The sequence below is a fragment of the Streptomyces ferrugineus genome (assembly GCF_015160855.1).
GTDB classification, from domain to species: Bacteria; Actinomycetota; Actinomycetes; order Streptomycetales; family Streptomycetaceae; genus Streptomyces; species Streptomyces ferrugineus.
The window spans coordinates 6,321,901-6,347,898 of the sequence record NZ_CP063373.1 but is presented as its reverse complement, the minus strand read 5'-3'; the positions used below and the strand labels follow the sequence as shown (position 1 = coordinate 6,347,898).

Sequence of the window (25,998 nt, the reverse complement as noted above, 5' to 3'; positions counted from 1 at the left end):
GGCCGGTTCAGCGCGTCGCGGCCACGCGGAAGGTGATGCCCGCCGTGCGCAGACGCTCGATCAGGGCGTCGCCCATCGCGACCGCCGTGGTGACCTGCCCGGCTGTGGACGGCAGGTCGTCGAAGGCGAGGCACAGGGCCGACTCGGCGAACATCTTCGCCGTCTCGCCGTAGCCCGGATCGCCCCCGGCCACCTCCGTGAACACCCGCCGGCCACCGCCCTCACCGACGAAGCGGACCGAGAACCAGCTCTTGGCGCGCTTCTCGGGGCCCGGGCCCTCGCCCGGCTTGAGGCGGCCGGACATCCAGCGCCGGGCGGGCGGCAGCTGGGCGGCCGTGAAGAGCGCGCCCATCGCGGCGACCCCGCCGACCGCGACCGGCAGATGCCGTACGGCGGCGTAGTGGCGGTAGCGGAAGTCGGGGCCGTAGCGCTCCAGGGCCCGCGCGGAACGCTTGACGATCTGCGGATCGATCGTCGGCAGCGGCACCGCCCACGAGCCGACGTCCTTGGCGAACCGGGGCACACCCGTCTGGGCCAGCGCCCGGCGCCCCATCAGCCGCGGCTCGTACCGGGCACGGTCCCGCGCGGCGGCCAGCATCTGGCGGCCCCGCGAGAACTGGTTGAGCGCCGACGCGAACGTGCCGCCCGAGAACATGGCGTCCGCGGTCACGAACCCGTCCACCGTCAGGGGCACGTCCCGCGGCAGCTGCTGCACGGTGAAGTACGCGCCCAGGTCGTGCGGGACCGAGTCGAAGCCACAGGCGTGCACCAGCCGTGCGCCCGTCTCACGCGCGCGTGCGTCGTGCCGGACATACGTCAGATCCACGAACTCCGGCTCACCGGAGAGGTCGAGATAGTCGGTGCCGGTGTCCGCGCAGGCCGCGACCAGATCCTCGCCGTACGTCACATAGGGGCCCACCGTCGTGGCCACCACGCGCGCGTGCTCGGCGAGCCGGCGCATCGAGGCCGGATCGGCGACGTCCGCCTCCAGCACCCCGATCCCCGCACCGCCCGGCAGCGACTCGCGCAGCCGCTCCAGCTTCTCCCCGCTGCGGCCGGCGATCGCCCAGCGCAGCCCCTCGGGCGCGTGCGCGGCGAGGTACTCCGCGGTGAGTACCCCGACGAATCCCGTCGCTCCGAAGAGCACGATGTCGTACGGACGATCCGTCCTGCTCGGCCTGCTCATGACACCCCTCGTCCCGCACCACGCGCCGTTGTCGGTGGCCGAGGCTAGCGTGAGGGGTGCTGAGCCCGACGACGAGCCCGGAGGTAAGCGGTGGCCGTGCCGAAGAACGCCCTGAAGAAGTGGGAGAAAGTACGCGAGTTCGCCCTTGGGATGCCCGGCGCCGTCGAGGAGTTCCCCTGGGGCGAGACGGTCGCGAAGGTCAACAAGAAGGTGTTCGTCTTCCTCGGCGTCGACGACGGCAGCTATCCGATGGGCATCACGGTGAAGCTCAAGGACGAGTCGGCCCACGCCCACGCCCTGACCTGCCCGGGCGCCGAGCCCGCCGGTTACGGCCTGGGCAAGTCGGGCTGGGTCAGCATCCCGCTGGAGCAGAAGGGTGCCCCGGCCGCCGAGCTGCTGTGCGACTGGGTCGAGGAGAGCTACCGCACGATCGCGCCGAAGCGGCTGACAGCCGAGCTGGACGGGCGCTGAGTCCTCCGTACCGGTCCGTGTTCGGGCTTCCGACGGGCTTCCGACGGGTAACTTCCTAAGCGCTTGCTCTTGTGTCCGTCGGCACATGTTCTTAGCATCGCTGGTGTTACAGCAGTTGTGTCATATCCCTGGGGGCTGGATGGCAACGACGCCAGGACAGGGCCCGCTCACCGGCGTGCGCGTGGTCGAGCTGGCCGGAATCGGGCCGGGCCCGTTCGCCGCCATGCTCCTCGCCGACCTGGGCGCCGACGTCGTCCGCGTGGACCGGCCCGGCGGCACGGGGCTCGCCATCGACACCGAGTACGACATCACCAACCGCAACAAGCGCTCGGTGATCGTCGACCTCAAGTCGCCCGACGGCCCCGCGCGCGTGCTCGACCTCGCCGCCCGCGCCGACATCCTCATCGAGGGCTACCGCCCCGGCGTCGCCGAGCGCCTCGGCATCGGCCCCGAGGCCTGCCACGCCCGCAACCCCGGGCTCGTCTACGGCCGTATGACCGGCTGGGGCCAACAGGGCCCGCTCGCCCAGCGCGCCGGCCACGACATCGCGTACATCGCGCTCACCGGCACCCTCGGCATGATCGGCGCCCCCGGCGAACCGCCCGCCGTCCCCGCCAACCTGGTCGGCGACTACGCGGGCGGCTCCCTCTATCTCGTCGTCGGCGTCCTCGCCGCCCTCCACCACGCGCGCGCCACCGGCACCGGCCAGGTCGTGGACGCCGCCATCGTGGACGGCACCTCCCACCTCGCCGCGATGGTCCACGGCATGCTCGCCGCCGGCGGCTGGCAGGACCGGCGCGGCGCCAACCTCCTGGACGGCGGCTGCCCGTACTACGGCACCTATGAGACGGCCGACGGCAAGCACATGGCGGTCGGGGCCCTGGAGCCGCAGTTCTACGACGAGTTCCTGGGCCTGCTCGGCATCGAGGAGTTCGCCTCCGCCCGCAAGGACATCTCCCGCTGGGGCGAGCTGCGCGAGGCGGTCGCCGCCCGCTTCAAGTCCCGTACCAGGGACGAGTGGACGGCCCTCTTCGAGGGCTCCGACGCCTGCGTGGCCCCCGTCCTGTCCCTGCGCGAGGCCCCGCACCACCCCCACCTCGCCGCCCGCGGCACCTTCACCGACCACGGCGGCATCACCCAGCCCGCCCCGGCACCCCGCTTCTCCGCGACCCCGACCGAGGTCCGCACCGGCCCGGCCCAGCCCGGCGCGGACACCGCCGACGTGGCGCGCGACTGGGACGTACCCGACCTGTCGAAGGGCCAGAACCATGAAGGGCCGGAATTCATGAAGGGCCACGAATGAAGCGGCAGATCTTCGCCCCCGAGCACGACGCGTTCCGCGCGACCGTGCGCAGCTTCCTCGCCCGGGAGGTGCTGCCGTACTACGAGCAGTGGGAGAAGGACGGCGTCGTCTCCCGCGACGCCTGGCGCGCGGCCGGCAAGCAGGGCCTGCTCGGCCTCGCCGTGCCCGAGCAGTACGGAGGCGGCGGCACCCTCGACTTCCGCTACAGCGCCGTCCTCGCCGAGGAGTTCACGCGCGCGGGCGCCCCCGGTCTCGCCCTCGGGCTGCACAACGACATCATCGGCCCCTATCTCACGGGCCTGGCCACCGAGGAGCAGAAGCGCCGCTGGCTGCCCGGCTTCTGCGACGGCTCGCTGATCACGGCCATCGCCATGACCGAGCCCGGCGCCGGCTCCGACCTCCAGGGCATCCGCACCCACGCCGAGGACCGCGGCGACCACTGGGTGCTGAACGGCTCCAAGACGTTCATCTCCAACGGCATCCTCGCCGACCTGGTGGTCGTCGTCGCGAAGACGACCCCCGAGGGCGGCGCCCACGGGCTGTCGCTGCTCGTCGTCGAACGCGGCATGGACGGCTTCGAGCGCGGCCGCAACCTCGACAAGATCGGCCAGAAGGCGCAGGACACGGCCGAGCTGTTCTTCCACGACGTGCGCGTGCCCAAGGACAACCTCCTCGGCGACCTCAACGGCGCCTTCGTCCACCTGATGACGAACCTCGCGCAGGAGCGCCTGAGCATCGCGGTCTCCGCGATCGCCGCGGCCGAGCACCTGCTGGAGATCACCACCGAGTACGTCAAGGAGCGCGAGGCCTTCGGCCGGCCGCTGGCCACCAAGCAGCACATCCGGTTCGAGATAGCCGAGATGGCCACCGAGTGCGCCGTCACCCGCACCTTCCTCGACCGCTGCATCATCGATCACTCCAGCGGGGAGCTCGACGCGGTGCACGCCTCCATGGCCAAGTGGTGGGCGACCGAGCTGCAGAAGCGCGTCGCCGACCGCTGCCTCCAACTGCACGGCGGCTACGGATACATGAGCGAGTACCCCGTGGCCCGGGCCTTCACCGACGGCCGCATCCAGACCATCTACGGCGGGACGACCGAGATCATGAAGGAGATCATCGGCCGTTCCCTGCTCGGCTGAAGCTCTTCCGCTCGGCTGACCCTCACCCCGAAAGGCTTCCTCGTGAGCACCGAAGCGTACGTGTACGACGCGATCCGCACCCCGCGCGGCCGCGGCAAGGCGAACGGCGCCCTGCACGGCACCAAGCCCATCGACCTGGTCGTCGGTCTCATCCACGAGATCCGCGACCGCTTCCCTGACCTCGACCCGGCCGCGGTCGACGACATCGTCCTCGGCGTCGTCGGGCCCGTCGGCGACCAGGGCTCCGACATCGCCCGCATCGCCGCGATCGCCGCCGGGCTGCCGGACTCGGTGGCCGGCGTCCAGGAGAACCGCTTCTGCGCCTCGGGCCTGGAGGCCGTCAACCTGGCCGCCGCCAAGGTGCGTTCCGGCTGGGAGGACCTCGTCCTCGCGGGCGGCGTCGAGTCCATGTCCCGGGTGCCGATGGCCTCGGACGGCGGCGCCTGGTTCAACGACCCGATGACCAACCTGGCGGTGAACTTCGTGCCGCAGGGCATCGGCGCCGACCTCATCGCCACCATCGAGGGCTTCACCCGCCGCGACGTCGACGAGTACGCGGCGCTCTCCCAGGAGCGCGCGGCCACGGCGTGGAAGGAGGGCCGCTTCGACCGCTCCGTCGTCCCGGTCAAGGACCGCAGCGGCCTGGTCGTCCTCGACCACGACGAGCACCTGCGCCCCGGCACCACCGCCGACTCCCTCGGCAAGCTCAAGCCGTCCTTCGCCGACATCGGCGACCTCGGCGGCTTCGACGCCGTCGCGCTGCAGAAGTACCACTGGGTCGAGAAGATCGACCACGTCCACCACGCGGGCAACTCCTCCGGCATCGTCGACGGCGCCTCGTTGGTGGCCATCGGCTCGCGCGACGTCGGCGAGCGCTACGGCCTCACGCCCCGCGCGCGGATCGTCTCCGCCGCCGTGTCCGGCTCCGAGCCCACCATCATGCTCACCGGGCCCGCCCCCGCCACCCGCAAGGCGCTCGCCAAGGCCGGGCTGACCATCGACGACATCGACCTCGTCGAGATCAACGAGGCGTTCGCGGCGGTCGTGCTGCGGTTCGTCAAGGACATGGGCCTGTCCCTGGACAAGGTCAACGTCAACGGCGGCGCCATCGCCCTCGGCCACCCGCTCGGCGCGACCGGCGCGATGATCCTCGGCACGCTCGTCGACGAACTGGAGCGCCAGGACAAGCGGTACGGACTGGCCACCCTGTGCGTGGGCGGCGGCATGGGCATCGCCACCATCGTCGAGCGCATCTGACCCCCTCCCGACGGATCACACGGAGCACCTCCACATGAGCACTGAATCCACCACCATCCGCTGGGAACAGGACCGCGCCGGCGTCGTCACCCTCGTCCTCGACGACCCCAACCAGTCCGCGAACACCATGAACCAGGCGTTCCGCGACTCCCTCGCCGTGATCACGGACCGGCTGGAGGCCGAGAAGGACACCATCCGCGGGGTCATCATCACCTCCGCCAAGAAGACCTTCTTCGCGGGCGGAGACCTGCGCGACCTGATCCGCGTCACGCCCGAGACGGCACAGGACCTGTTCGACGGCGGCCTGGCGATCAAGCGGAACCTCCGCCGCATCGAAACCCTCGGCAAGCCGGTCGTCGCGGCGCTGAACGGCGCGGCCCTGGGCGGCGGTTACGAGATCGCCCTCGCCTGCCACCACCGCATCGCCCTGGACACCCCCGGCTCCAAGATCGGCTGCCCCGAGGTCACCCTCGGCCTGCTGCCCGGCGGAGGCGGCGTCGTGCGCACCGTCCGCCTCCTCGGCGTCGCCGACGCCCTGCTGAAGGTCCTCCTCCAGGGCACCCAGTACAACCCGCAGCGCGCCCTGCAGAACGGCCTGATCGACGACGTGGCCACCACCCAGGACGAGTTGCTCGCCAAGGCCCGCGCCTTCATCGAGGCCCACCCCGAGTCGCAGCAGCCCTGGGACCGGCCCGGCTACCGGATCCCCGGCGGCACACCCGCCAACCCCAAGTTCGCGGCCAACCTGCCCGCCTTCCCGGCCAACCTGCGCAAGCAGACGAACGGCGCCCCCTACCCGGCCCCGCGGAGCATCCTCGCGGCCGCCGTCGAGGGCTCCCAGGTCGACTTCGAGACCGCGCAGGTCATCGAGGCCCGCTACTTCGTGGAGCTGGCGGCGGGTCAGACCTCGAAGAACATGATCCAGGCGTTCTTCTTCGACCTCCAGGCCGTCAACTCCGGCGCCAACCGGCCCAAGGGCATCGAGCCCCGCAAGGTCCGCAAGGTCGCCGTCCTGGGCGCCGGGATGATGGGCGCCGGCATCGCCTACTCGTGCGCCCGCGCGGGCATCGACGTCGTCCTGAAGGACGTGTCGGCCGAGGCGGCGGCCAAGGGCAAGGGCTACTCCGAGAAGCTGTGCGCCAAGGCGGTCTCCCGGGGCCGTACGACACAGGAGAAGGCCGACGCGCTGCTCGCCCGCATCACGCCGACGGCCGACCCGCAGGACGTGGCCGGCTGCGACGCGGTCATCGAGGCCGTCTTCGAGAACCCGGAGCTCAAGCACAAGGTCTTCCAGGAGATCCAGAGCATCGTCGAGCCGGACGCGCTGCTGTGCTCCAACACCTCGACGCTGCCGATCACCGCCCTCGCCGAAGGCGTGGAGCGCCAAGCCGACTTCATCGGACTGCACTTCTTCTCGCCCGTCGACAAGATGCCGCTCGTCGAGATCATCAAGGGCGAGCGCACCGGCGACGAGGCGCTGGCCCGCGCCTTCGACCTGGTCCGGCAGATCAACAAGACGCCGATCGTCGTGAACGACTCGCGCGGCTTCTTCACCTCCCGCGTCATCGGCCACTTCATCAACGAGGGCGTGGCGATGGTGGGCGAGGGCATCGAGCCCGCGTCGGTCGAACAGGCGGCGGCGCAGGCGGGCTACCCCGCCAAGGTCCTGTCCCTGATGGACGAACTGACGCTCACGCTGCCGCGCAAGATCCGCAACGAGAGCAGGCGGGCCGTGGAGGAGGCGGGCGGCACCTGGGCCGCGCACCCGGCCGAGGCCGTCATCGACCGCATGGTCGACGAGTTCGACCGCCCCGGGCGCAGCGGCGGCGCGGGCTTCTACGACTACGACGAGAACGGCAGCCGCACCGCCCTGTGGCCGGGGCTGCGCGAGCACTTCACGCGCGAGGGCGCACAGATCCCGTTCCGGGACATGCAGGAACGCATGCTGTTCTCCGAGGCCCTGGACACGGTCCGGCTCCTGGAGGAGGGCGTGCTGACGTCCGTCGCCGACGCCAACATCGGCTCCGTCTTCGGCATCGGGTTCCCCGGCTGGACGGGCGGTGTCCTGCAGTACATCAACGGCTACGACGGTGGTGTCGCCGGCTTCGTGGCACGCGCGCGTGAGCTGGCGGCGGCGTACGGGGAGCGGTTCACGCCGCCGGCGCTGCTGGTGGAGAAGGCGGAGAAGGGCGAGACCTTCGGCGACTGATCCCGTAACGGCAGCCCGCCCTCGCCCCGTGGGGCGAGGGCCGGGGGTCAGACCGATCCGCGTTCCTCCGCGACGCCTTCCTCCAGGTCCGAGATGCCACCCAGCCACTCCCGGAGATCGTCCTTGAGCGACCGCTGGAAGATCGTCAACAGGGCCTGCACCACCACGGGTTGCATCGAGGCGGACAGCGACTTCACGTCCTCGGCGGCCCGTTGCGAGACCTCGCCGCGGAAGAGCTGGGACAACTCGTGCGCGGCGGCGCGCGCATGCTCGATGAGGACGTTGCGCGCCGCGAGGATCGCCTCCTGTGACAGCGGTACGTCCAGCAGCCCGACGCCGAGCCGCAGCAGTCCGAGGTCGACGCGGTAGCCGCCGTCGCCGGCCTCGAGCACCCCCATCGCGGTCAGCCGCTCCACGTCCTCGTCACCGAGCGCCCGCCCCGCCCGCCGCTCCAGCTCCGCCCGCTCCACCGTCTCCACGGCGTCCGGCGCCCAGGAGGCCACCACGGCCCGGTGAATGGCGAGGTCGTGGGCGTCCAGGTCGGGCGGGAGCTGCTGGACGTACCGCTCGATGGCCGCCAGCGTCATGCCCTGCCGCTGAAGCTCCTCGATGAGCGCGAGCCGGGCCAGGTGCGCTCGCCCGTAGTGCCCGACTCTGCGCGCACCGATCACCGGAGGCGGCAGCAGCCCCTTGGTGCCGTAGAACCGCACCGTGCGGACCGTCATACCCGCCCGCGCGGCCAGCTCGTCGATGGTGAGGGTCGGTTCGTCGGTGCCGGTCGTCATGTGCAGCAGTATCACTGTCTCACCAGTGCTGTGACACCTGCCGGGACCGGTGGGACGGCCGTGTGAGAAGTAACGCTCTGTGACATGTGCCACCGCATGAGCCGCGTTCCGTGGGGGAAGGTGGCCCCTTGGTCTGTGCCTTTACGGAAGGCGCAGGCCATACGTACGTCCGGACACCCGAGCGCGATCCGCTCGGGCGCACCAGAGAGTGGTACCCCGTGAGCAAGGACGCCGTGAACACGGCAGTGGCCGCACCCCGTACCGACGCGGCCCAGGTGCCTGCGGACGCGGGCGACGCCGGTTACAGCAAGGACCTCAAGGCCCGCCACGTCAACATGATCGCCATCGGCGGGGCCATCGGCACCGGCCTCTTCCTCGGCGCCGGCGGCCGCCTCCACGACGCGGGTCCGGCGCTGGCCATCGCCTACCTGGTCTGCGGCGTCTTCGCCTTCTTCGTGGTCAGGGCCCTCGGCGAACTGGTCCTCTACCGCCCCTCGTCCGGCTCCTTCGTGTCGTACGCGCGCGAGTTCCTCGGTGAGAAGGGCGCCTATGTCGCCGGCTGGATGTACTTCCTGAACTGGTCGACGACCGGTATCGCCGACATCACCGCGATCGCGCTCTACACGCACTACTGGAGCATGTTCACCAGCATCCCCCAGTGGACACTCGCCCTCATCGCGCTGGCCGTCGTGCTGGCGGTGAACCTCATCTCGGTGAAGATCTTCGGCGAGATGGAGTTCTGGTTCGCGATCATCAAGGTCGCCACGCTCGTCGGCTTCATGTTCGTCGGCATCTTCCTGCTCGCCACCCAGCACGAGGTCGGCGGCCGGACCCCGGGCCTGAGTGTGATCACCGACAACGGCGGCGTCTTCCCGCACGGCCTGATGCCCGTCGTCCTGGTCATGCAGGGCGTGATCTTCGCGTACGCCGCGCTGGAGCTGGTCGGCGTCGCCGCGGGCGAGACCGCGGAGCCGGAGAAGGTCGTCCCGCGCGCGGTGAACTCGATCATGTGGCGCGTCGGCCTCTTCTACGTCGGCTCGGTCGTCCTGCTCGCCCTGCTCCTGCCCGGCTCGGTCTACTCGGCCGACCAGAGCCCCTTCGTCACGGTCCTGTCGAAGATCGGCGTCCCGGCCGCGGGCGACGTGATGAACCTGGTCGTCCTGACGGCGGCGATGTCCTCGCTCAACTCCGGCCTGTACTCCACGGGCCGCATCCTGCGCTCCATGGCGATGGCGGGCTCGGCGCCCAGGTTCACCGCCCGCATGAACCGCAGCCAGGTGCCCTACGGCGGCATCCTGCTCACCTGCGCGGTGTGCGTGCTCGGCGTCGGCCTGAACTACCTGATGCCCAGCCAGGCCTTCGAGATCGTGCTGAACGTGGCCTCGCTCGGCATCATCTCGACCTGGGTGATCATCATGGTCTGCCACCTGATCTTCGTCCGCCGCGCCAGGACGGGCCTGGTGACCCGCCCCTCCTTCCGCCTCCCCGGCAGCCCGGTCACGGAGATCGCCACGATCGTCTTCCTCCTGGCCTGCCTCGCCATGATGTGGAACGACCCCGAGGTCGGCCGCAAGACCCTGCTGCTGATCCCCGCCATCGCCGTACTGCTGGTCGGCGGCTGGTACGCGATCCGACGCCGGGTCACCAAGGCGGAGGACCAGGAACTGGCCGAGCTCATCAAGTAATCGGCGGCCACTGTCAGTGGCAGCGCCTACGGTGGCGTCATGTCGGAGTTCACTTGCGTCCGGGGTGACGCCACCGTTGCGTCGGGCGCGGTTCGGAGTCGGTCGTCGAACGGCCACGGACGCGCCCCAAAGGGGCGCGGGGAACTGCGCGACCCACCACACACGACCGGTGGTCACCCACCGTCCGTAGGACCCATGGCGAGAGTTCCTGCCCACCCGGCGGAGCGTCCCCGCGACATCGACGTGCTCGTGCTGGGCGGTGCGGGTGTGGACACCATCGTGTACGTCCCGGAGCTGCCGTTGCCGTACGCCGACAGCTACATGATCGATTCGGGGATCCGCACCCGCGCCGGGCAGACCGGCGACTTCGTGGCCCTGGGTCTGGGTGCCCTCGGCCTGCGGGTCCACCACCTCGACATGCTCGGCGACGACCCAGAGGGCGATCTGGTCCGGGCGCTGCACGGCGAGAAGGGCATCGCGCTCACCGCGATCCCGCAGCCCGCGGGGACGAGGCGTGCCGTCAACCTCGTCGGCCCCGACGGCAGACGACTGTCGCTGTACGACACCAGCCGCGGCCACCCCGACGACCGCTTCCCGGAGGCCACGGTGCGCGCCCTGGCCGGGGCGAGCCGCCACGTCCACGTCACCATCACCCAGCCCGGCGCCCACTCCCTGCCGCTCCTGCGCGAGTCGGGCGCGACGCTGTCCACGGACCTGCACGACTGGGACGGCGAGAACCCGTACCACGAGCCGTTCGCGCACGCCGCGGACGTCGTCTTCCTGTCCGCCGCCGCCCTGCCCGACCCCGAGCGCTCGATGCGCCGGATCGCCGACCGGGGCCGGGCCGAGGTGGTCGTGGCCATGGCGGGCGCGAAGGGCGCGTACGTACTGGCCGACGACGAGCTGACCCGCCTGCCCGCGGTGCCGCCGCCCGCGCCGGTGGTGGACTCCAACGGCGCGGGCGACGCCTTCGCCGCCGCGTTCCTCTACGCCTGGCTGAACCGCGAGACACCCCACCGCAGCGCCCTGTACGGCACGATCGCCGGCGCCCACGCCTGTACGGTGCCATCGACGCAGACGGACGCGATCGGGCGGGACGAACTCCTCGTCCGGGTGGCCGAGCTGGCGGCGACAGCCCCGAAGCCGTAGGGCGTCAGTGCTCGTGCTCGTGCACGCCGTTCGTCGCCGCGATCTTCTGCCACGACTTAGGCCGCGCCGGAGCCACCGAACCCTTCGCGATCGACGCCGCCCGCGCCGTGCCCGCCGCCGGCTTCGACGGCTGGAACAGCCAGGTGTCGAACAGCGCCGCCAGCGGCTTGCCGGACACCTCCTCGGCGTACCGCTCGAAGTCGGCCACCGAGGCGTTGCCGTGGGCGAACTTCTGGGGCCAGCCCTTGAGGATGGCGAAGAACGCCTCGTCCCCGATCTCGTTGCGCAGCGCCTGAAGGGCCAGCGCGCCCCGGTCGTAGACGGCGATGTGGAACTGGTTCTCCGGTCCGGGGTCACCGGGCCTGACCGTCCAGAAGGCGTCGTCGGCCGACCGCGAGGCGTACACGTAGTCGGCGATCTCCTGCGCCGTCCCCTCGCCCTCGTGCTCCGACCACAGCCACTGCGCGTACCGCGCGAAGCCCTCGTTGATCCAGATGTCCTTCCAGTCCTTGACGGACACGCTGTCGCCCCACCACTGATGGGCCAACTCATGGACCACGACGGCCGTGTTCGACCCGTTCGCGAAGTTGCGCGGGCTGTAGTACGGCCGGGTCTGCGTCTCCAGCGCGTACCCGGTGGTCGTGTTCGGCACATAGCCGCCGAGCGCGTCGTACGGGTACGGACCGAAGTACTCGCTCATCCAGTCGGCGATCTCCCCGGTCCGCTCGATGCTCGCCCGTGCCGCCCCCGCACGGTCGCCCAGGTCCTTGCTGTAGGCGTTGATGATCGGGATTCCACTCTCGGACGTCCCCGTGGTGACGTCGAACCTGCCCGCCGCGAACGTGGCCAGATAGGTCGCCTGCGGCTTGTTCGAACGCCAGCTGTAGCGGGTCCAGCCGGCCCGTGAACTCGTCGACTGGAGCGTCCCGTTGGAGACGAACTGGGTGCCGTCCGGCACCTGCACCGACACGTCGTAGGTGGCCTTGTCGAGCGGATGGTCGTTGCTCGGGAACCACCACCAGGCCGCCTCGGGCTCGCCCGCCGCGACCCCGCCGTCCGGGGTGCGCAGCCACGCGGTGAAGCCGTAGGCCTCCTTCGACGACGGCACACCCCGGTAGCGCACCACCACGGTGATGGCCGTGCCCTTGGCCAGCGGCTTCTTCGGCGTGATCTCCAGCTCGTGCTCGCCCGACGTCGCGAACGACGCCTTCGCGCCGTTGACCCGCACCTCTTGGACGTCCAGCAGGAAGTCCAGGTTGAAGCGCGAGAGGTCCTGCGTGGTCTTCGCCAGCACGGTCGCCGTGCCCGCCAGTTCGTCCGTGGCCGGCTGGTACCTCAGCCGGAGGTCGTAGTGGGAGACGTCGTAGCCACCGTTGCCGTAGGCCGGGTAGTAGGGGTCGCCGATGCCCGGAGCGCCGGGGGAGTGACTCGCCGCCGAAGCCGGGATCGCCAGCATCAGGGAGGCGGCTGCGAGTGCGCCCGGCGCCATGATTCTGCGGTGCACGAAAGCTCCAAGTCGTAGGGGCCGAAGACTGTCCGGAGCCCATTGAGTACCTGTGCCTCCCGCGTGTCCATGACCACTGCGGTCACACGATCGCCATTCGGCCGACATGAGTGAATCCGCCACACGGATGTTTATCGGCCACATGTGACGTCATGTGCCGTCAGGCGCCCTCTTCTGCACGGGAGTTGACGGATGTACCGTCCGCGCATGCCGAAACGCACGCGCTTCACGATCTGGAGACCGCTCGCGACAGCGGCCGTGGCCGCCCTGCCGGCCAGGTTCCCCACCCCCGCGGCGGCCCACGCCGCCCCGCGGGAGAGCAAGCCCAGGAAGGCCAAGACCGCCGACGTCGACTACACGGTCGTCAGCCGCGGCCGGGCGGGCCTCGGCAACCACGCCCCGGATCCGAAGGGCGGACCCCTCACCCCGGGCAAGCCGTACACGGCCACCCCCGACCACGTCGTCCCGGCCGGTCACCGCCTCGCCCTGATCGTCGCGGGCACGGGCAAGGACCTGATCGAGCCGCCGTCCGCCAAGCCGACCCTCGCCCTCGTCCTCGCCCGTACGAAGGCCCGCGTCCCGCTGGTCGGCCGAGCCCACGCCTTCCCACGCGCCACCGCCGACGCCCCGTCAGCCGCCCCCGTCGCGGGGCGCCTCGACGGTGTGCCGACCGCCCCGCGCCCCGTCCACCGCATCCCGGAGGCAGGCCAGTGACCCGCATACGAGCACTCGCCCTGACCGCGGCGGCCCTCGCCGCATCCCTCGTGGCCATCCCGGCCCATGCCGCCGAGTCCCCGCCCCGCACCGGCTTCGAGGAGTCGGGCGGCGCCCGTTGGACCAGTCAGAGCGAGGAGCACGGACTCCTGGCCACGGTCGACAAGGCCAGCGACCGGGTCTCCGTCGCCCGGATCGGGACGACCAAGCAGGGCCGCCCGCTCCAGCTCGTGCGGATCGGCGAACGCCCCGCCCCGAACAAGGTGCTGCTCGTGTGCAGCCAGCACGGCGACGAACCCTCGGGCCGCGAGGCCTGCCTGTCCACCGTCCGCGACCTGGCCTACGCCAAGGACCGGCGGACCCGGCGCTTCCTGGAACGCACCACCCTGCTCGTCCTGCCCACCGCCAACCCCGACGGCCGGGCCGCCGACACCCGCGGCAACAGCGACGGCGTGGACATCAACCGCGACCACGTCGCCCTGGCGACCGCCGAGGGCCGGGCCCTGGCCGCCGTCATCCGCGACCAGCGCCCCGACGTCATCTACGACCTGCACGAATACGGCGCCACACCCCCGTACTACGACAAGGACCTGTTCGACCTGTGGCCGCGCAACCTCAACACGGACGACCACGTCCACGACGCGGCGCGGACACTGTCCGAGTCGTACGTGCGCCCCGCCGCGGCGGACGGCGGCTACTCGACCGGCACCTACGGCATCTGGACCGACCCCGAGACGGGCGAGCCGATCCGCCAGGTCGCCGGTGACGGCCAGGAGCGCATCCTGCGGAACATGTCCGGCGTCAAGCACTCGGTGGGCCTGCTCATCGAGAGCCGCGTCGACCCGCTCACCGAGGCCGAGCAGGCCGACGAGGCCCTGAACAACCGGCGCCGGGTGCGCTCCCAAGCCGCCGCGCTCGAGGGCCTGTTCGACTTCACCGACGCCCGCCGCGCGCAGGTCGAGGCGGCGACCGGCCGGGCCCGCCTCACCGGCTACGCCGACACCGGGCCGGTGTACGTCGGCGGCGCCGACAACGACCCGCCCGAGCCGACCGAGGTGATCCAGGACCCGCCCTGCGGCTACCGGCTCACCGGCGACCAGTACGCGCAGGTGAAGGACGAGCTCGCCCTGCACGGAGTGCGGACCCACGGCACCTATGTCCCGCTCCGCCAGTCCCTGCGCGCCCTCGTCCCCCTGCTCCTGGACGAACGCGCCCCGTACCACCTCACGGTCGGTGAGCCCGACACCGACTGCTGAAGGGGCTGTCAGCGGCGGATCCTGTGGTAGGTCCTGGGAAAACGACGTGGAACCGGCGTATCCACTGTCTCCAGGGGAAGGTGCCGCTGATGACCGATGATCTGAAGAAGAGGGGTGGCGGCCTGAAGGGTCCTGTGGACGCTTCGGGCCACCACACCGACCAAGTGGTGTTCGGGGTCACTGCCGCCATCACCGTGGCTTTCGTGATCTGGGGCTGGGTGGCCACGGACTCGCTGGAGAGCGTGTCCACGAGGCTGCTCAACGGCCTGATCCACAACGGCGGCTGGGCCTTCATGCTGGCCGCCTCGGGCTTTGTGATCTTCGCCCTGTGGCTGGCGATCAGCCGATACGGCCGCATCCACCTGGGCGCCGAGGGCGAGGAACCCGAGTTCAGGACCGTGTCCTGGGTCGCGATGATGTTCAGCGCCGGTATGGGCATCGGCCTGATGTTCTACGGCGTCAGCGAGCCCCTCGCGCACTACACGACCCCGCCACCCGGCACGGGCCCCGCCAACTCCGGCGAACGCATGGAGACGGCGATGGCCACGACTCTCTTCCACTGGACGCTGCATCCCTGGGCGATCTACGCGGTGGTGGGACTCGCCATCGCCTACAGCACCTTCCGCAAACGCCGTCGCCAGACCATCAGCGCGGTCTTCACACCCCTGATCGGCGAGAAGCACGCGGGCGGCGTCGGAGGACGGGTGATCGACATCCTCGCGATCATCGCCACCGTCTTCGGCTCGGCCGCCTCCCTCGGACTCGGCGCCCTCCAGATCGGCTCCGGCTTCCGGGAGCTGGACTGGATGGACGACGTGAGCACCGGCCTGCTCGTCGCGATCATCGCCGTACTGACCCTGGCCTTCGTCGCCTCGGCCGTCTCCGGCATCGAGCGCGGCATCCAGTGGCTGTCCAACATCAACATGGTGCTCGCCCTGATCCTCGCGCTCTTCGTGTTCATCGCGGGCCCCACGATCATCGTCCTGGACCTGCTGCCCACCTCGCTCTTCTCCTACCTCGGCGACCTGCCCCAGCTCGCCGGCCGCACCGAGGCCAGCGGCGGCGAGGGCGTCGCGGACTGGCTCGGCAGCTGGACCGTCTTCTACTGGGCCTGGTGGATCTCCTGGACGCCCTTCGTCGGCATGTTCATCGCCCGCATCAGCCGCGGCCGCACCATCCGGCAGTTCATCGGCGGCGTCATCCTCGTGCCCAGCACCGTCAGCCTCGTCTGGTTCGCGATCTTCGGCGGTACGGCGATGCGGGTGAAGGAAGGCGGCGGGCTCGCCGGCGAGGACACCCCCGAGGGGCAACTCTTCGCCGTCCTCCAGGAGTTCCCCATCGCCACCGTCACCAGCCTGCTGGTGATGATCCTGGTCGGCATCTTCTTCGTCTCCGGAGCCGACGCCGCCTCCATCGTGATGGGCACGCTCTCCCAGAAGGGCGCCCTCGAACCCGGCCGGTTCGTCGTGGTGTTCTGGGGCGTGGTGACCGGAGCCGTCGCCGCCATCATGCTGCTCATCGGCAGCGGCCAGGGCGACGCGCTCACCGGCCTGCAGAACCTCACGATCCTGGCCGCCGCGCCCTTCGTCCTGGTGATGATCGCCATGTGCTTCGCCCTCATGCGCGATCTGCGCCGGGACCCGGTCATCGTGCGCGGCCAGATGGGCTCCCAGGCAGTCGAACTCGCCGTGATCACGGGCCACAAGGAGTACGACGGAGAATTCGAGATCAAGGTCGGCCCGGGCCCCGGCACCGAAGCGGAGGGCGACCCACTGGGCCACGACCACGCGTGAGCGGTGCGCACGCGGGGGTGTCGGCGAGCCCGGCCGCCCCCCGTGCGCTCCCGCACCCCGGCCGACCACGGCGACCTGGCCCACCTGTTCGTTTCCCATGGCGGGACGTAGCGGAATATGTCATGCCGCGCTCATATCGGTCTCGCTCTGGGGATACTCACAGCATGTCTGCCGAGTACGCGACCTTCGGCCTGGCACCGGCGATGCGTGCCGGTGGCGTCCTCGCCGACGGCGGTTACCAGGTGCACCGGGACTTCGTCGACTTCATCGTCGACGGACGCCCGCTGCTGTTCCAGCTCTCCGACCTCGACGCCGTCTCCCCGCTCGCCTCCGACGTACCGCCCGCCATCTTCACCGCACAGGTCCGCAGTCTGCTCCTGGAGGCGCAGGCACCGCTCCCGGGCGGCCGGTATGTCATCTACGGCTGCCCCGAGTGCGCGGACCTCGCCTGCGGCGCGGTCACCGCGGTCATCGACAAGGAGGGCGGCGACTTCATCTGGCGGGACTTCGCCTGGCAGACCGAGGAACACGCCGACCTGGAGCTCAACGGCTACCACGGCATCGGCCCCTTCCGCTTCCGCGGCGCCGACTACCGTGACGCGCTGGGCACCCTGCTCGACGCCCACACCGAGCCACCACGCCGCCGGGTGCTCCTCATCGGCGCCCGCGTCGCCGTCCTGGCCAAGCTCGCGGCCGCCCTGCGCACCATCGGCATCGGCGCCGAGATCACCCATGACGTCAGCGGCGTTCCCGCCGACGAACTGCGCACCTACGGCGCCGTCGCCTTCGGCCGCGCCGTCAGCGAGCAGCAGCGGGCCACCGTACGCCGCGCCTTCACGGCGGCCGGGGTCGAGGTGGCGTATGTCGACGGCCTCGCGCCGATCGTGCCGCTGCTCGTCGCCCAGATCGAACACGCCCTGGACCGCAGCCCGGCGGAACAGCGGCGACTGACCCGCCTGGTCGTCGCCGACGGTGAAGCGGGCGTCGAGGTCACCTCGCCCTGCCGGGTGCGGCTGACGGCGTACCGCCTTGACTTCTTGTACCGCACGCACACCCATGAGGTGTTCGACGGTGTGCTGGAGGCGGGGCGGCATCGGATCGCGTTGGACGCGAAGGCGGTGAAGGGCGAGTCGTTCGTGGTGGCTCGGACGGCCGGGGGTGTGTTGGTGGAGGCGATGGCGCGGTAGTGCGCCGCGCCCCTTCAGGCGCTGCCCGGCCCGGCGATCCTGTGCGCCGAAAACCCTGGCGCGTCCGATCTGCCCCGGCCATTAGGATCGTCCCCTGTGACCGCCACCCTCGTCGCCAAGAATCTCGCCGCCGGACACGGTGACCGTTCCCTGTTCAGCGGGCTCGACCTCGTCGTGGCGCCCGGAGACGTGATCGGCCTGGTCGGGGCCAACGGCGCGGGCAAGTCCACGCTGCTCCGGCTGCTCGCCGGGCTGACCGCACCGGAGGAGGGCGAGCTGCGGCTGTCCCCGCCGACCGCCACCGTGGGGCATCTCCCGCAGGAGCCCGAGCGGCGCCCCGGCGAGACCGTACGGCAGTTCCTGGCACGCCGTACCGGAGTCGCCGAGGCCCAGCGGGCCATGGACGAGGCGACGCAGGCCCTCGTCGACGGGGCGCCCGGCGCGGACGACGCGTATGCGACGGCCCTGGAGCGCTGGCTGGACCTGGGCGGCGCCGACCTCGACGAGCGCGCGGAGGAGGTCGCCGACTCGCTGGGCCTGGCCGTGGACCTGGACCAGCCGATGACCTCCCTGTCCGGCGGCCAGGCGGCCCGAGCCGGACTGGCCTCGCTGCTGCTGTCGCGCTACGACGTCTTCCTGCTCGACGAGCCCACGAACGACCTGGACCTCGACGGCCTGGAGCGCCTGGAACGCTTCGTCTCCGGCCTGCGCGCCGGCACGGTCGTCGTCAGCCACGACCGCGAGTTCCTCACCCGCACCGTCACCAAGGTCCTCGAACTCGACCTCGCCCAGCGGCAGATCAACCTCTACGGCGGCGGCTACGAGGCCTACCTGGAGGAGCGCGAGGTGGCCCGCCGGCACGCCCGCGAGGACTACGAGGAGTACGCCGACAAGAAGACCGCCCTCCAGGACCGGGCTCAGATGCAGCGTTCCTGGATGGACAAGGGGGTCAAGAACGCCCGGCGCAAGGCGAGCACCGACAACGACAAGATCGGCCGCAAGTTCCGCAGCGAGGCCAGCGAGAAGCAGGCCGCGAAGGCCCGCCAGACCCAGCGCATGATCGAGCGCCTGGAGGTCGTCGAGGAGCCGCGCAAGGAGTGGGAGCTGCGCATGGAGATCGCCTCGGCACCCCGCTCCGGCGCGGTGGTCGCCACGCTGCGGGACGCCGAGGTACGACGCGGCGGGTTCACCCTCGGCCCGGTGTCCCTCCAGATCGACTGGGCGGACCGGGTGGCCGTCACCGGCGCCAACGGCGCGGGCAAGTCCACGCTGCTGGGCGCTCTACTGGGCCGCGTCCCGCTCACCGCCGGCCGGGCGACGCTCGGCTCCGGTGTCCTGATCGGCGAGGTCGACCAGGCCCGCGAGCTGTTCCACGGGGAGGAGTCCCTGCTGGACGCCTTCCGCGCGGCCGTCCCGGACACCGAACCCGTCGAGGTCCGCACCCTCCTGGCCAAGTTCGGCCTGAAGACGGACCACGTCCTGCGCTCCGCCGCCACCCTCTCCCCGGGCGAACGCACCCGCGCCGCCCTCGCCCTCCTGCAGGGCCGGGGCGTCAACCTCCTGGTCCTGGACGAGCCCACCAACCACCTCGACCTGCCGGCCATCGAGCAACTGGAGTCGGCCCTGGACGCCTACGAGGGCACCCTGCTCCTGGTCACGCACGACCGGCGCATGCTCGACGCGGTCCATGTCACCCGCCGCCTGGAGGTGGCCGACGGCAAGGTGACCGAACGCTAGGCCCCGCCCCGCAGCAGCGCGCAGACGAAACTCTCCTGCACGGCGCGCAGCCGCCGTAGCAGATCGGGCTTCACGCGCGCGCTGGTCTGGGTGGTTACGGAGAAGGTCAGCGACCGGCGCCCGTCCGGCGTGGCCGCGATGAGCTGCGTGTAGCCCGCGGTGTTGCCGGTGTGCCCCAGCACCACACCGCACCGGGTCGTGTACCGGAAGATGCCGAGCCCGCCGTCATTGCGCCCCGGCCCCGCGGGCTCGGACGCGGCCCCGGGGATCCAGCGCCGCTGTTCCCGTACGACGCCGCGGCCGTACAGCCGACCTCCCGCGTACCCGCGAACGAAGCGGGTCATATCGGTCGGGGTGGAGACGATGCCGCCCGCGGCCCACACGCCGGACATGCTGATCAGCTCGCTGACGTCCTCCGGCGGCGCGGGCGGGCTGACGTCGTAGCCGTGGAGGTAGGGCGCCGGCATCCGGTAGCCCTGCGGCAGGCTGGTCCGGTGCAGCCCCAGCGGCCGGTACACCAGCTCCCCGAGGAGTCGCTCGTACGGGACGCCGGTCGCCGCTTCGGCCATCAGGGCCACGGCGATGTTGTCCGAGTTGGAGTACTGGTACCGGGTGCCCGGCGGGAACCGCAGGGGCTGATCGGCGACGTGGTCCAGCAGCCGACGGGAGTCGAAGCGGTGCCGAGGGTTGGCGATCAGCGTGTTCACGAACGCCGGGGCCTCGGAGTAGTCGGGCAGGCCGCTGGTGTGGTTCAGCAACTGGCGCAGCGTCACGGAACCCCAGGCCCGTGGCAGGCCGGGCAGCCGCTCGCGCAGGGTGTCGTCGAGACGCAGCCGGCGGCGGTCGACGAGGGACAGCGCCACCGCCCCGCTGAACGCCTTGGCCGCACTGGCGATGCGCATGTGGTCGTGCGGCTCGGGCCTGCGGCCGGTGTCCAGGTCCGCGACCCCGGCCCGGACGACCCGGCTGCCCCGGCCGTCGCGCAGGACGGCGATGACCCCGGGCGGGCCGCCCGGCGCGCGGACCAGCTCCTCCACCTGCCGCTGGAGTGTGTCGTGGGGGTGTGGCCCGGGCCGGGTCACGGCCTCCGCGGCCGCCGGAGACAACAGCGCCAGACAGGCGGCGACGGACACCGTCCCGAGTCGGGTACGGCGGCGAGGACGAGTGGGCATCGGCTCTCCTGAACGGCGACGGACACGCGGATCGGCGTCCAGCCTCACCCGCCCACCGCCGACCGGCCGCCCGTGCTACTGCACATGGCGCAACGCCCCTACCCGTCGGCTCGGTCGAGCCGGGTGGCCAGCCCCGGGTAGTCCACGACGAAGCCGTCGTCGTCGCACTCGATGTCCGCGCGGAAGTCACCGGACACGAAGCGAATCCGGCCCACGCCCAGATGTGTGTACGTCTGCCGCGAGGCGACGACGGCCAGATCCGGCACCGACACCCACGCCATCAGGAACTCCCGTTCCCCGGGCGCCAGATGGAGCCCGTGCCGCCGCACCGGCATGGTGTTGGTGAGCGGGCACAGCCCGAGGTCACAGTCGAGGGCGCCGGCCACGGCGGGCAGCCGCTCACCGTTCGCCGTCCACCGGCCCGCCCCGTCGTGCCGCAGGTCGAGCGTGCGCACACCGGCCGCGGACTCGGCGGTGACCCGCAGCCGACGCGTCACGAAGGCGCCGGCCGTGTCGAGTTCGTACGAGATCCAGTACGGCTCCGGAACCGTCCCGACCGCCCGGCCACGCCCCCGCAGGGAGTCCTCGCCGAGCTCGGCCCAGGCGGTCTCGATGCCCTTGCTCCCCGACACTTCCCAGGTGATGACACGCGACGTCGCCATGCGGTCACCTTACGGGCGCACGGGCCCGGGCCCTCCGAGTCGTACCGGAGGGCCCGGGCCCGTGTGTCGCGTCAGCGCCGGCCCGGCCGGGGCCGGCTCAGCGCTTGCCCCGCTTGGGGTCGACGAGGCCCGCGCGGCGCAGGGCGTCGGCCATCGCGCTGTTGGCCGGAGGCGGCGCCTGGCGCGAGCCGCCACCGCCCCCGCCGCCGCGGCCCTGCCGCTGCTGCGGCGGACGCCCGCCCCGCTGCCGGCGCTCGCCGCCGCCCCCGCCCTGCTGTCCCTGCGGAGCCGCCTCGTCGTCGAGCCGCAGCGTCAGCGAGATCCGCTTGCGCGGAATGTCGACGTCGAGGACCTTCACCTTGACGATGTCACCGGGCTTCACCACGTCCCGCGGGTCCTTGACGAAGGTCTTCGACATCGCCGAGACATGCACAAGACCGTCCTGGTGGACACCGACGTCCACGAACGCGCCGAACGCCGCCACGTTCGTCACGACGCCCTCCAGGACCATCCCGGACGCCAGGTCGGAGATCTTCTCGACGCCCTCCTTGAAGGTGGCCGTCTTGAACGCGGGACGCGGGTCGCGCCCGGGCTTCTCCAGCTCCCTGAGGATGTCCGTGACGGTCGGCAGGCCGAACGTCTCGTCCACGAAGTCGTTCGGCTTCAGCGACCGCAGCACGCCCGTGTTGCCGATGAGCGCGGCCACCTCCTGGCCCGACGTCTTCACCATCCGCCGCACGACGGGATACGCCTCGGGGTGCACGCTGGACGCGTCCAGCGGGTCCTCGCCCCCGCGGATGCGCAGGAAGCCCGCGCACTGCTCATAGGCCTTCGGGCCGAGCCGCGCCACGTTCTTCAGCTGCGAGCGGGAGGTGAACGGCCCGTTGGAGTCCCGGTGCGACACGATGTTCTCGGCGAGCCCGGAGGTGATGCCGGAGACGCGCGCGAGCAGCGGCGCGGAGGCGGTGTTGACGTCCACGCCGACGCCGTTCACACAGTCCTCCACCACCGCGTCCAGCGAGCGCGACAGCTTCACCTCGGACAGGTCGTGCTGGTACTGGCCGACACCGATCGACTTGGGGTCGATCTTCACCAGCTCGGCGAGCGGGTCCTGCAGCCGACGGGCGATCGACACGGCGCCGCGCAGCGACACGTCCATGTCGGGCAGCTCCTGGGAGGCGAACGCGGAGGCCGAGTACACCGAGGCGCCCGCCTCGGACACCATCACCTTGGTGAGCTTCAACTCGGGATGCTTGGTGATCAGTTCCCCGGCGAGCTTGTCGGTCTCGCGGGACGCGGTGCCGTTGCCGATCGCGACCAGCTCGACCGCGTGCTCCTTCGCCAGCCGCGCCAGCTTGGCGATCGCCTCGTCCCACTTGTTGGCGGGCACGTGCGGGTAGATGACGTCGGTGGCCACGACCTTGCCGGTCGCGTCGACCACGGCGACCTTGACGCCCGTGCGGAAGCCCGGGTCCAGGCCCAGCGTCGCGCGCGTGCCGGCCGGCGCGGCGAGCAGCAGGTCCCGCAGGTTGGCGGCGAAGACGCCCACCGCCTCGTCCTCGGCGGCCGTCCGCAGCCGCAGCCGCAGATCGATGCCGAGGTGCACCAGGATCCGCGTCCGCCAGGCCCAGCGCACGGTGTCCGTCAGCCATTTGTCGGCGGGGCGGCCACGGTCGCCGATCCCGAACTTCGCGGCGACGATCCCCTCGTACGAGGAGGGACCGTCGGTGGCCTCCTCCGGCTCCAGCACGAGGTCGAGGACCTCCTCCTTCTCGCCGCGGAGCATCGCGAGGATCCGGTGCGAGGGCAGCTCGGTGAACGGCTCGGCGAAGTCGAAGTAGTCGGCGAACTTCGCGCCGGCCTCCTCCTTGCCGTCCCGCACCTTGGCGGCCAGCCGGCCGCGCACCCACATGCGCTCGCGCAGCTCGCCGATCAGGTCGGCGTCCTCCGAGAACCGCTCGGTGAGGATCGCCCGGGCGCCCTCCAGGGCGGCCTGCGGATCGGCGACGCCCTTGTCGGCGTCGACGAAGGCGGCGGCAGCGGCGAGCGGCTCGACGGTCGGATCGCCGAGCAGCCCTTCGGCGAGGGGCTCAAGACCCGCCTCCCGGGCGATCTGCGCCTTGGTCCGCCGCTTGGGCTTGTACGGCAGATAGATGTCCTCCAGCCGCGCCTTGGTCTCGGCGCCGCGGATCCGCGCCTGAAGCTCCTCGGTCAGCTTGCCCTGCTCGCGCACCGAGTCGAGGATCGCCGTCCGCCGCTCCTCCAGCTCGCGCAGATAGCGCAGCCGCTCCTCGACCGAGCGCAACTGCGCGTCGTCGAGCATCTCGGTCGCTTCCTTGCGGTAGCGGGCGATGAAGGGCACCGTCGAACCGCCGTCGAGCAGCTCCACGGCAGCCTTCACCTGCCGCTCCCGTACGCCGAGCTCCGCGGCGATCCTGCCTTCGATGGACCCTACGAGGGGTGTCGTCACGATCCCGTCCCGCCTTCTCACTGAGGTTGCGCGGCAATTGTGGCAGGTGGCACCGACAACCGGGGATCAGGGCGGGACCCCGGCCCCGTCACGCCCCCTCGGAATCAGACCCGACGGCTCCGCGTACTCCCCGAGGCCCCACCGAAGAGCCGCGCGAGTGCCCGGAACGGCAGGGTCACAACGGTGGCGACCGCGCCGCCGATCCGCCGCAACACGTCTGCGATTGCACGGAACACGTGATTCACCTTCCTCTCACTGAGGGCCGGGTACCGCGACCGGGCTCCGCCACACGCGGCGCCGGTCCCCACCCACCCGGCGGGGGCCACTCATCGGCGTCGGCCGTGCCTCTCAGCCCCGCCCCAGCAGATCCACCGGAAACGCCCCCGCCTCCACCGCGGCCCGGGCGAACCCGGCCCCGAGCTCGGTCAACCGAGCCACTCCCGCCATCCCGAGCAGCTCATACGGCCCCCGATCCAGCCGGTCCGTCGCGGCCTCGATCTCCGCACGCAGGGCGACCCCCTCCGCCGTGAGCCCACCGGAGGCGTCCACCACGCCCCGCTCCCGCAACCGCCCCACCGCCGCGTCCCAGTCCTCCTGCGTCCACCCCCGCGTGGAGAACACCCACTTCGGCGCCATGCCCTTCCCGGTCGCGGTATGCGTCACCACCGCCTCGAGCCCATCCAGCCCCGCGTCCATCAGCACCGCGAGATGCCCGTCCCCCCGATGCTCACGCAACAGCGTCGCGGCGTGGAAGTACGCCAGGTGCGGCTCCTCGGGCACCGCCAGATCCGCATGCGCCGAGTACAACGGCCGAGCGCTGCGCGAACACCCCTCGCTCGCCCGCAGCGCGAGCCGCGCGGCCTCCGCCATCTCCGCGGACGTCACGGCGTCCTCGCCCAGCAGCCGCCGCAGCGAGGAGTCGACCGCACGCGCGCGTGCCGCCAGCACGTCCTCGGGCGAGGCGGTCGCCCACACCGCGGGCACGTGCCGGGCCACCAGATCGTGCTTGTAGTTGTAGAACGTCGCCGTCACCGCACCCGCCCCGACCGGCCCCAGCGCCGCGGCCCGTATCGCGAAGTTGACCGCCCTGGGGTGCGTGATCCCGAGAGCGGCCAGTTCCGCACCCGTCTCGGGGGCGAAGTAGGACGTGGAGTGCAGGGAGTTGAGCACGTTGTGGCAGCGCCGGCCGGCACGCGGTTGGAGCGTGGCAGTAGTCATGCCCGGCACGTTACCAACCGCTTGGTACGTCGCCAGGGCGCGTACCAGCCATGGCAGGAAAGGTGGGGTTCTCGTCATTGTGGTCATGGCGACGGCCCCGAAGAATCGATGGCATGACGCAGCGAACCGTTCTCTTCGCGCTCTTCGACGCGGTGCAGAGCCTCGATGTCACCGGGCCGCTGGAGGTCTTCGCGGGGGCCGAGAAGCACAAGCCGGGCACGTACGACATCCGCACCGCCTCCCTGGACGGCGCTCCCGTACGCAGCTCCAGCGGTCTGACCCTGGCACCGGACCAGGCCCTGGGCGACCGGCTCGACGCGCACACCACGCTCGTCGTCCCGGGCGGCCAGGGCACCCGCACCCCGAACCCCGACCTGGTCGAGTGGCTGCGCGAGCACGGCCCCCGAGCCGAACGCCTGGTCTCCGTGTGCACCGGAGCGATTCTGCTCGCCGCGGCCGGCCTGCTGGACGGCCGCCGCGCCACCACCCACTGGGCGTACTGCGGCAAGCTCGCCCGCGACCACCCGGGCGTCGAGGTCGACCCCGATCCCATCTACGTGCGTGACGGCCATGTCGCCACCTCCGCCGGCGTGACCTCGGGCATCGACCTCGCGCTCGCCCTGGTCGAGGAGGACCTGGGCCGGGACGTGGCCCTGGGCATCGCCCGCCACCTGGTGGTCTTCCTGCGCCGACCGGGCAACCAGGCGCAGTTCAGCGCCCAGCTCGCCGCCCAGACCGCCCAGCGCGAGCCCTTCCGAGAGGTCCAGCGCTGGATCACCGAGCACCCCGACACCGACCTGACCGTCGAGGCGCTGGCCGCCCGCGCGAGCCTCTCCCCGCGCCACTTCGCCCGCGCCTTCCAGGCCGAGACCGGCATGACCCCCGGCCGCTACGTCGACCGGGTCCGTCTGGAACACGCCCGCCGGCTCCTGGAGGACACCGGCGACGGCATCGAGGAGATCTCCCGCTCCAGCGGCTACGGCACCCCGGAGGCCATGCGCCGCGCCTTCCTCAAGGCCCTGGGCGCGGCCCCGGCCGAGTACCGCCGCCGATTCCGCCCGGCACCGGCCCGCTGACACCGAGCGTCCACCGAAACCCGAC

At 71.5% G+C, this 25,998-nt stretch carries 20 protein-coding genes and 1 pseudogene; 13 read left to right on the top strand and 8 right to left on the bottom strand.

Features of this window, described 5'->3' with window-relative positions:
- Nucleotides 1–7: 7 nt before the first annotated feature.
- Complete coding sequence (locus IM697_RS28655) at nucleotides 8–1,186, bottom strand: saccharopine dehydrogenase family protein (RefSeq protein ID WP_194038990.1); 1,179 nt, start codon at nucleotides 1,184–1,186, stop codon at nucleotides 8–10.
- Between the two features lie 90 nt (nucleotides 1,187–1,276).
- Between IM697_RS28655 and IM697_RS28650 the strand changes: the two genes are divergently transcribed.
- The 5 genes from IM697_RS28650 to IM697_RS28630 all read left to right on the top strand — a co-directional run bounded on the left by IM697_RS28650 (nucleotide 1,277) and on the right by IM697_RS28630 (nucleotide 7,565).
- Entirely contained in the window at nucleotides 1,277–1,657 is a 381-nt protein-coding gene (locus tag IM697_RS28650; RefSeq protein WP_194038989.1) for an MmcQ/YjbR family DNA-binding protein, read from the top strand.
- 139 nt (nucleotides 1,658–1,796) lie between these two features.
- On the top strand, nucleotides 1,797–2,960 hold the full coding sequence (locus IM697_RS28645; RefSeq protein ID WP_194038988.1) for a CaiB/BaiF CoA transferase family protein: 1,164 nt from the start codon (nucleotides 1,797–1,799) through the stop codon (nucleotides 2,958–2,960).
- Complete coding sequence (locus tag IM697_RS28640) at nucleotides 2,957–4,099, top strand: acyl-CoA dehydrogenase family protein (protein ID WP_194038987.1); 1,143 nt, start codon at nucleotides 2,957–2,959, stop codon at nucleotides 4,097–4,099. Before IM697_RS28645 ends, IM697_RS28640 begins: the two co-directional genes overlap by 4 nt.
- Before the next feature lie 42 nt (nucleotides 4,100–4,141).
- On the top strand, nucleotides 4,142–5,356 hold the full coding sequence (locus tag IM697_RS28635; RefSeq protein WP_194038986.1) for an acetyl-CoA C-acetyltransferase: 1,215 nt from the start codon (nucleotides 4,142–4,144) through the stop codon (nucleotides 5,354–5,356).
- 34 nt (nucleotides 5,357–5,390) lie between these two features.
- On the top strand, nucleotides 5,391–7,565 hold the full coding sequence (locus IM697_RS28630; RefSeq protein WP_194038985.1) for a 3-hydroxyacyl-CoA dehydrogenase NAD-binding domain-containing protein: 2,175 nt from the start codon (nucleotides 5,391–5,393) through the stop codon (nucleotides 7,563–7,565).
- Between the two features lie 47 nt (nucleotides 7,566–7,612).
- Here IM697_RS28630 and IM697_RS28625 read toward each other — a convergent pair whose 3' ends face one another.
- On the bottom strand, nucleotides 7,613–8,350 hold the full coding sequence (locus tag IM697_RS28625) for a MerR family transcriptional regulator (protein WP_194038984.1): 738 nt from the start codon (nucleotides 8,348–8,350) through the stop codon (nucleotides 7,613–7,615).
- Nucleotides 8,351–8,568: 218 nt separating this feature from the next.
- Between IM697_RS28625 and IM697_RS28620 the strand changes: the two genes are divergently transcribed.
- Both IM697_RS28620 and IM697_RS28615 read left to right on the top strand, forming a co-directional pair.
- Nucleotides 8,569–10,035, top strand: a complete 1,467-nt coding sequence (locus IM697_RS28620) for an amino acid permease (RefSeq protein WP_194038983.1) — start codon at nucleotides 8,569–8,571, stop codon at nucleotides 10,033–10,035.
- A gap of 195 nt (nucleotides 10,036–10,230) precedes the next feature.
- A complete protein-coding gene (locus IM697_RS28615; RefSeq protein ID WP_194038982.1) occupies nucleotides 10,231–11,184 on the top strand; it encodes a PfkB family carbohydrate kinase in 954 nt (317 codons plus the stop codon).
- A 4-nt stretch (nucleotides 11,185–11,188) separates the two neighbouring features.
- Here IM697_RS28615 and IM697_RS28610 read toward each other — a convergent pair whose 3' ends face one another.
- Nucleotides 11,189–12,688, bottom strand: a complete 1,500-nt coding sequence (locus IM697_RS28610) for a M1 family metallopeptidase (RefSeq protein WP_194038981.1) — start codon at nucleotides 12,686–12,688, stop codon at nucleotides 11,189–11,191.
- A gap of 321 nt (nucleotides 12,689–13,009) precedes the next feature.
- Between IM697_RS28610 and IM697_RS28605 the strand changes: the two are divergent.
- The 5 genes and pseudogenes from IM697_RS28605 to IM697_RS28585 form a co-directional block, all read left to right on the top strand.
- Nucleotides 13,010–13,402: pseudogene (locus IM697_RS28605) on the top strand (CocE/NonD family hydrolase C-terminal non-catalytic domain-containing protein); the annotation flags it as partial.
- Entirely contained in the window at nucleotides 13,399–14,658 is a 1,260-nt protein-coding gene (locus IM697_RS28600) for a M14 family metallopeptidase (RefSeq protein ID WP_194038979.1), read from the top strand. The pseudogene IM697_RS28605 and the gene IM697_RS28600, both read left to right, overlap by 4 nt.
- Before the next feature lie 89 nt (nucleotides 14,659–14,747).
- Nucleotides 14,748–16,451 (top strand): BCCT family transporter, encoded by a 1,704-nt coding sequence (locus IM697_RS28595; protein ID WP_194038978.1) that lies wholly within the window; start codon nucleotides 14,748–14,750, stop codon nucleotides 16,449–16,451.
- Between the two features lie 164 nt (nucleotides 16,452–16,615).
- Nucleotides 16,616–17,638, top strand: coding sequence for an oxidoreductase (locus IM697_RS28590; RefSeq protein WP_194038977.1), 1,023 nt, complete (start codon nucleotides 16,616–16,618; stop codon nucleotides 17,636–17,638).
- Between the two features lie 96 nt (nucleotides 17,639–17,734).
- Nucleotides 17,735–19,375, top strand: a complete 1,641-nt coding sequence (locus IM697_RS28585; RefSeq protein WP_194038976.1) for an ABC-F family ATP-binding cassette domain-containing protein — start codon at nucleotides 17,735–17,737, stop codon at nucleotides 19,373–19,375.
- On the opposite strand, the gene IM697_RS28580 is transcribed toward IM697_RS28585, so the two are convergent.
- The 5 genes from IM697_RS28580 to IM697_RS28565 all read right to left on the bottom strand — a co-directional run bounded on the left by IM697_RS28580 (nucleotide 19,372) and on the right by IM697_RS28565 (nucleotide 24,897).
- Complete coding sequence (locus IM697_RS28580; RefSeq protein ID WP_194038975.1) at nucleotides 19,372–20,547, bottom strand: serine hydrolase domain-containing protein; 1,176 nt, start codon at nucleotides 20,545–20,547, stop codon at nucleotides 19,372–19,374. The genes IM697_RS28585 and IM697_RS28580 overlap by 4 nt on opposite strands.
- 98 nt (nucleotides 20,548–20,645) lie before the next feature.
- Complete coding sequence (locus tag IM697_RS28575; RefSeq protein WP_194038974.1) at nucleotides 20,646–21,209, bottom strand: putative glycolipid-binding domain-containing protein; 564 nt, start codon at nucleotides 21,207–21,209, stop codon at nucleotides 20,646–20,648.
- Between the two features lie 97 nt (nucleotides 21,210–21,306).
- The gene (locus tag IM697_RS28570) at nucleotides 21,307–23,679 is read right to left on the bottom strand and encodes a Tex family protein (RefSeq protein WP_194038973.1); all 2,373 of its coding nucleotides are present in this window, start codon (nucleotides 23,677–23,679) and stop codon (nucleotides 21,307–21,309) included.
- 104 nt (nucleotides 23,680–23,783) lie between these two features.
- Nucleotides 23,784–23,915: an LPFR motif small protein gene (locus IM697_RS45570; RefSeq protein WP_265582674.1), complete on the bottom strand. Its 132-nt coding sequence runs from the start codon at nucleotides 23,913–23,915 to the stop codon at nucleotides 23,784–23,786.
- A 112-nt stretch (nucleotides 23,916–24,027) separates the two neighbouring features.
- Entirely contained in the window at nucleotides 24,028–24,897 is an 870-nt protein-coding gene (locus IM697_RS28565; protein ID WP_194038972.1) for an SCO6745 family protein, read from the bottom strand.
- Nucleotides 24,898–25,010: 113 nt separating this feature from the next.
- Here IM697_RS28565 and IM697_RS28560 point away from each other — a divergent pair, with 113 nt between their 5' ends.
- Nucleotides 25,011–25,973 (top strand): GlxA family transcriptional regulator, encoded by a 963-nt coding sequence (locus IM697_RS28560; RefSeq protein ID WP_194038971.1) that lies wholly within the window; start codon nucleotides 25,011–25,013, stop codon nucleotides 25,971–25,973.
- Nucleotides 25,974–25,998: the final 25 nt, after the last annotated feature.

What these genes read in the sequence shown, in the direction of transcription:
- IM697_RS28655 (WP_194038990.1), bottom strand. Translation starts at nt 1,186, where the DNA reads ATGAGCAGGCCGAGCAGGACGGATCGTCCGTACGACATCGTGCTCTTC.
- IM697_RS28645 (WP_194038988.1), top strand. Translation starts at nt 1,797, where the DNA reads ATGGCAACGACGCCAGGACAGGGCCCGCTCACCGGCGTGCGCGTGGTC.
- IM697_RS28640 (WP_194038987.1), top strand. Translation starts at nt 2,957, where the DNA reads ATGAAGCGGCAGATCTTCGCCCCCGAGCACGACGCGTTCCGCGCGACC.
- IM697_RS28630 (WP_194038985.1), top strand. Translation starts at nt 5,391, where the DNA reads ATGAGCACTGAATCCACCACCATCCGCTGGGAACAGGACCGCGCCGGC.
- IM697_RS28625 (WP_194038984.1), bottom strand. Translation starts at nt 8,350, where the DNA reads ATGACGACCGGCACCGACGAACCGACCCTCACCATCGACGAGCTGGCC.
- IM697_RS28615 (WP_194038982.1), top strand. Translation starts at nt 10,231, where the DNA reads ATGGCGAGAGTTCCTGCCCACCCGGCGGAGCGTCCCCGCGACATCGAC.
- IM697_RS28595 (WP_194038978.1), top strand. Translation starts at nt 14,748, where the DNA reads ATGACCGATGATCTGAAGAAGAGGGGTGGCGGCCTGAAGGGTCCTGTG.
- IM697_RS28590 (WP_194038977.1), top strand. Translation starts at nt 16,616, where the DNA reads ATGTCTGCCGAGTACGCGACCTTCGGCCTGGCACCGGCGATGCGTGCC.
- IM697_RS28580 (WP_194038975.1), bottom strand. Translation starts at nt 20,547, where the DNA reads ATGCCCACTCGTCCTCGCCGCCGTACCCGACTCGGGACGGTGTCCGTC.
- IM697_RS28575 (WP_194038974.1), bottom strand. Translation starts at nt 21,209, where the DNA reads ATGGCGACGTCGCGTGTCATCACCTGGGAAGTGTCGGGGAGCAAGGGC.
- IM697_RS28565 (WP_194038972.1), bottom strand. Translation starts at nt 24,897, where the DNA reads ATGACTACTGCCACGCTCCAACCGCGTGCCGGCCGGCGCTGCCACAAC.
- IM697_RS28560 (WP_194038971.1), top strand. Translation starts at nt 25,011, where the DNA reads ATGACGCAGCGAACCGTTCTCTTCGCGCTCTTCGACGCGGTGCAGAGC.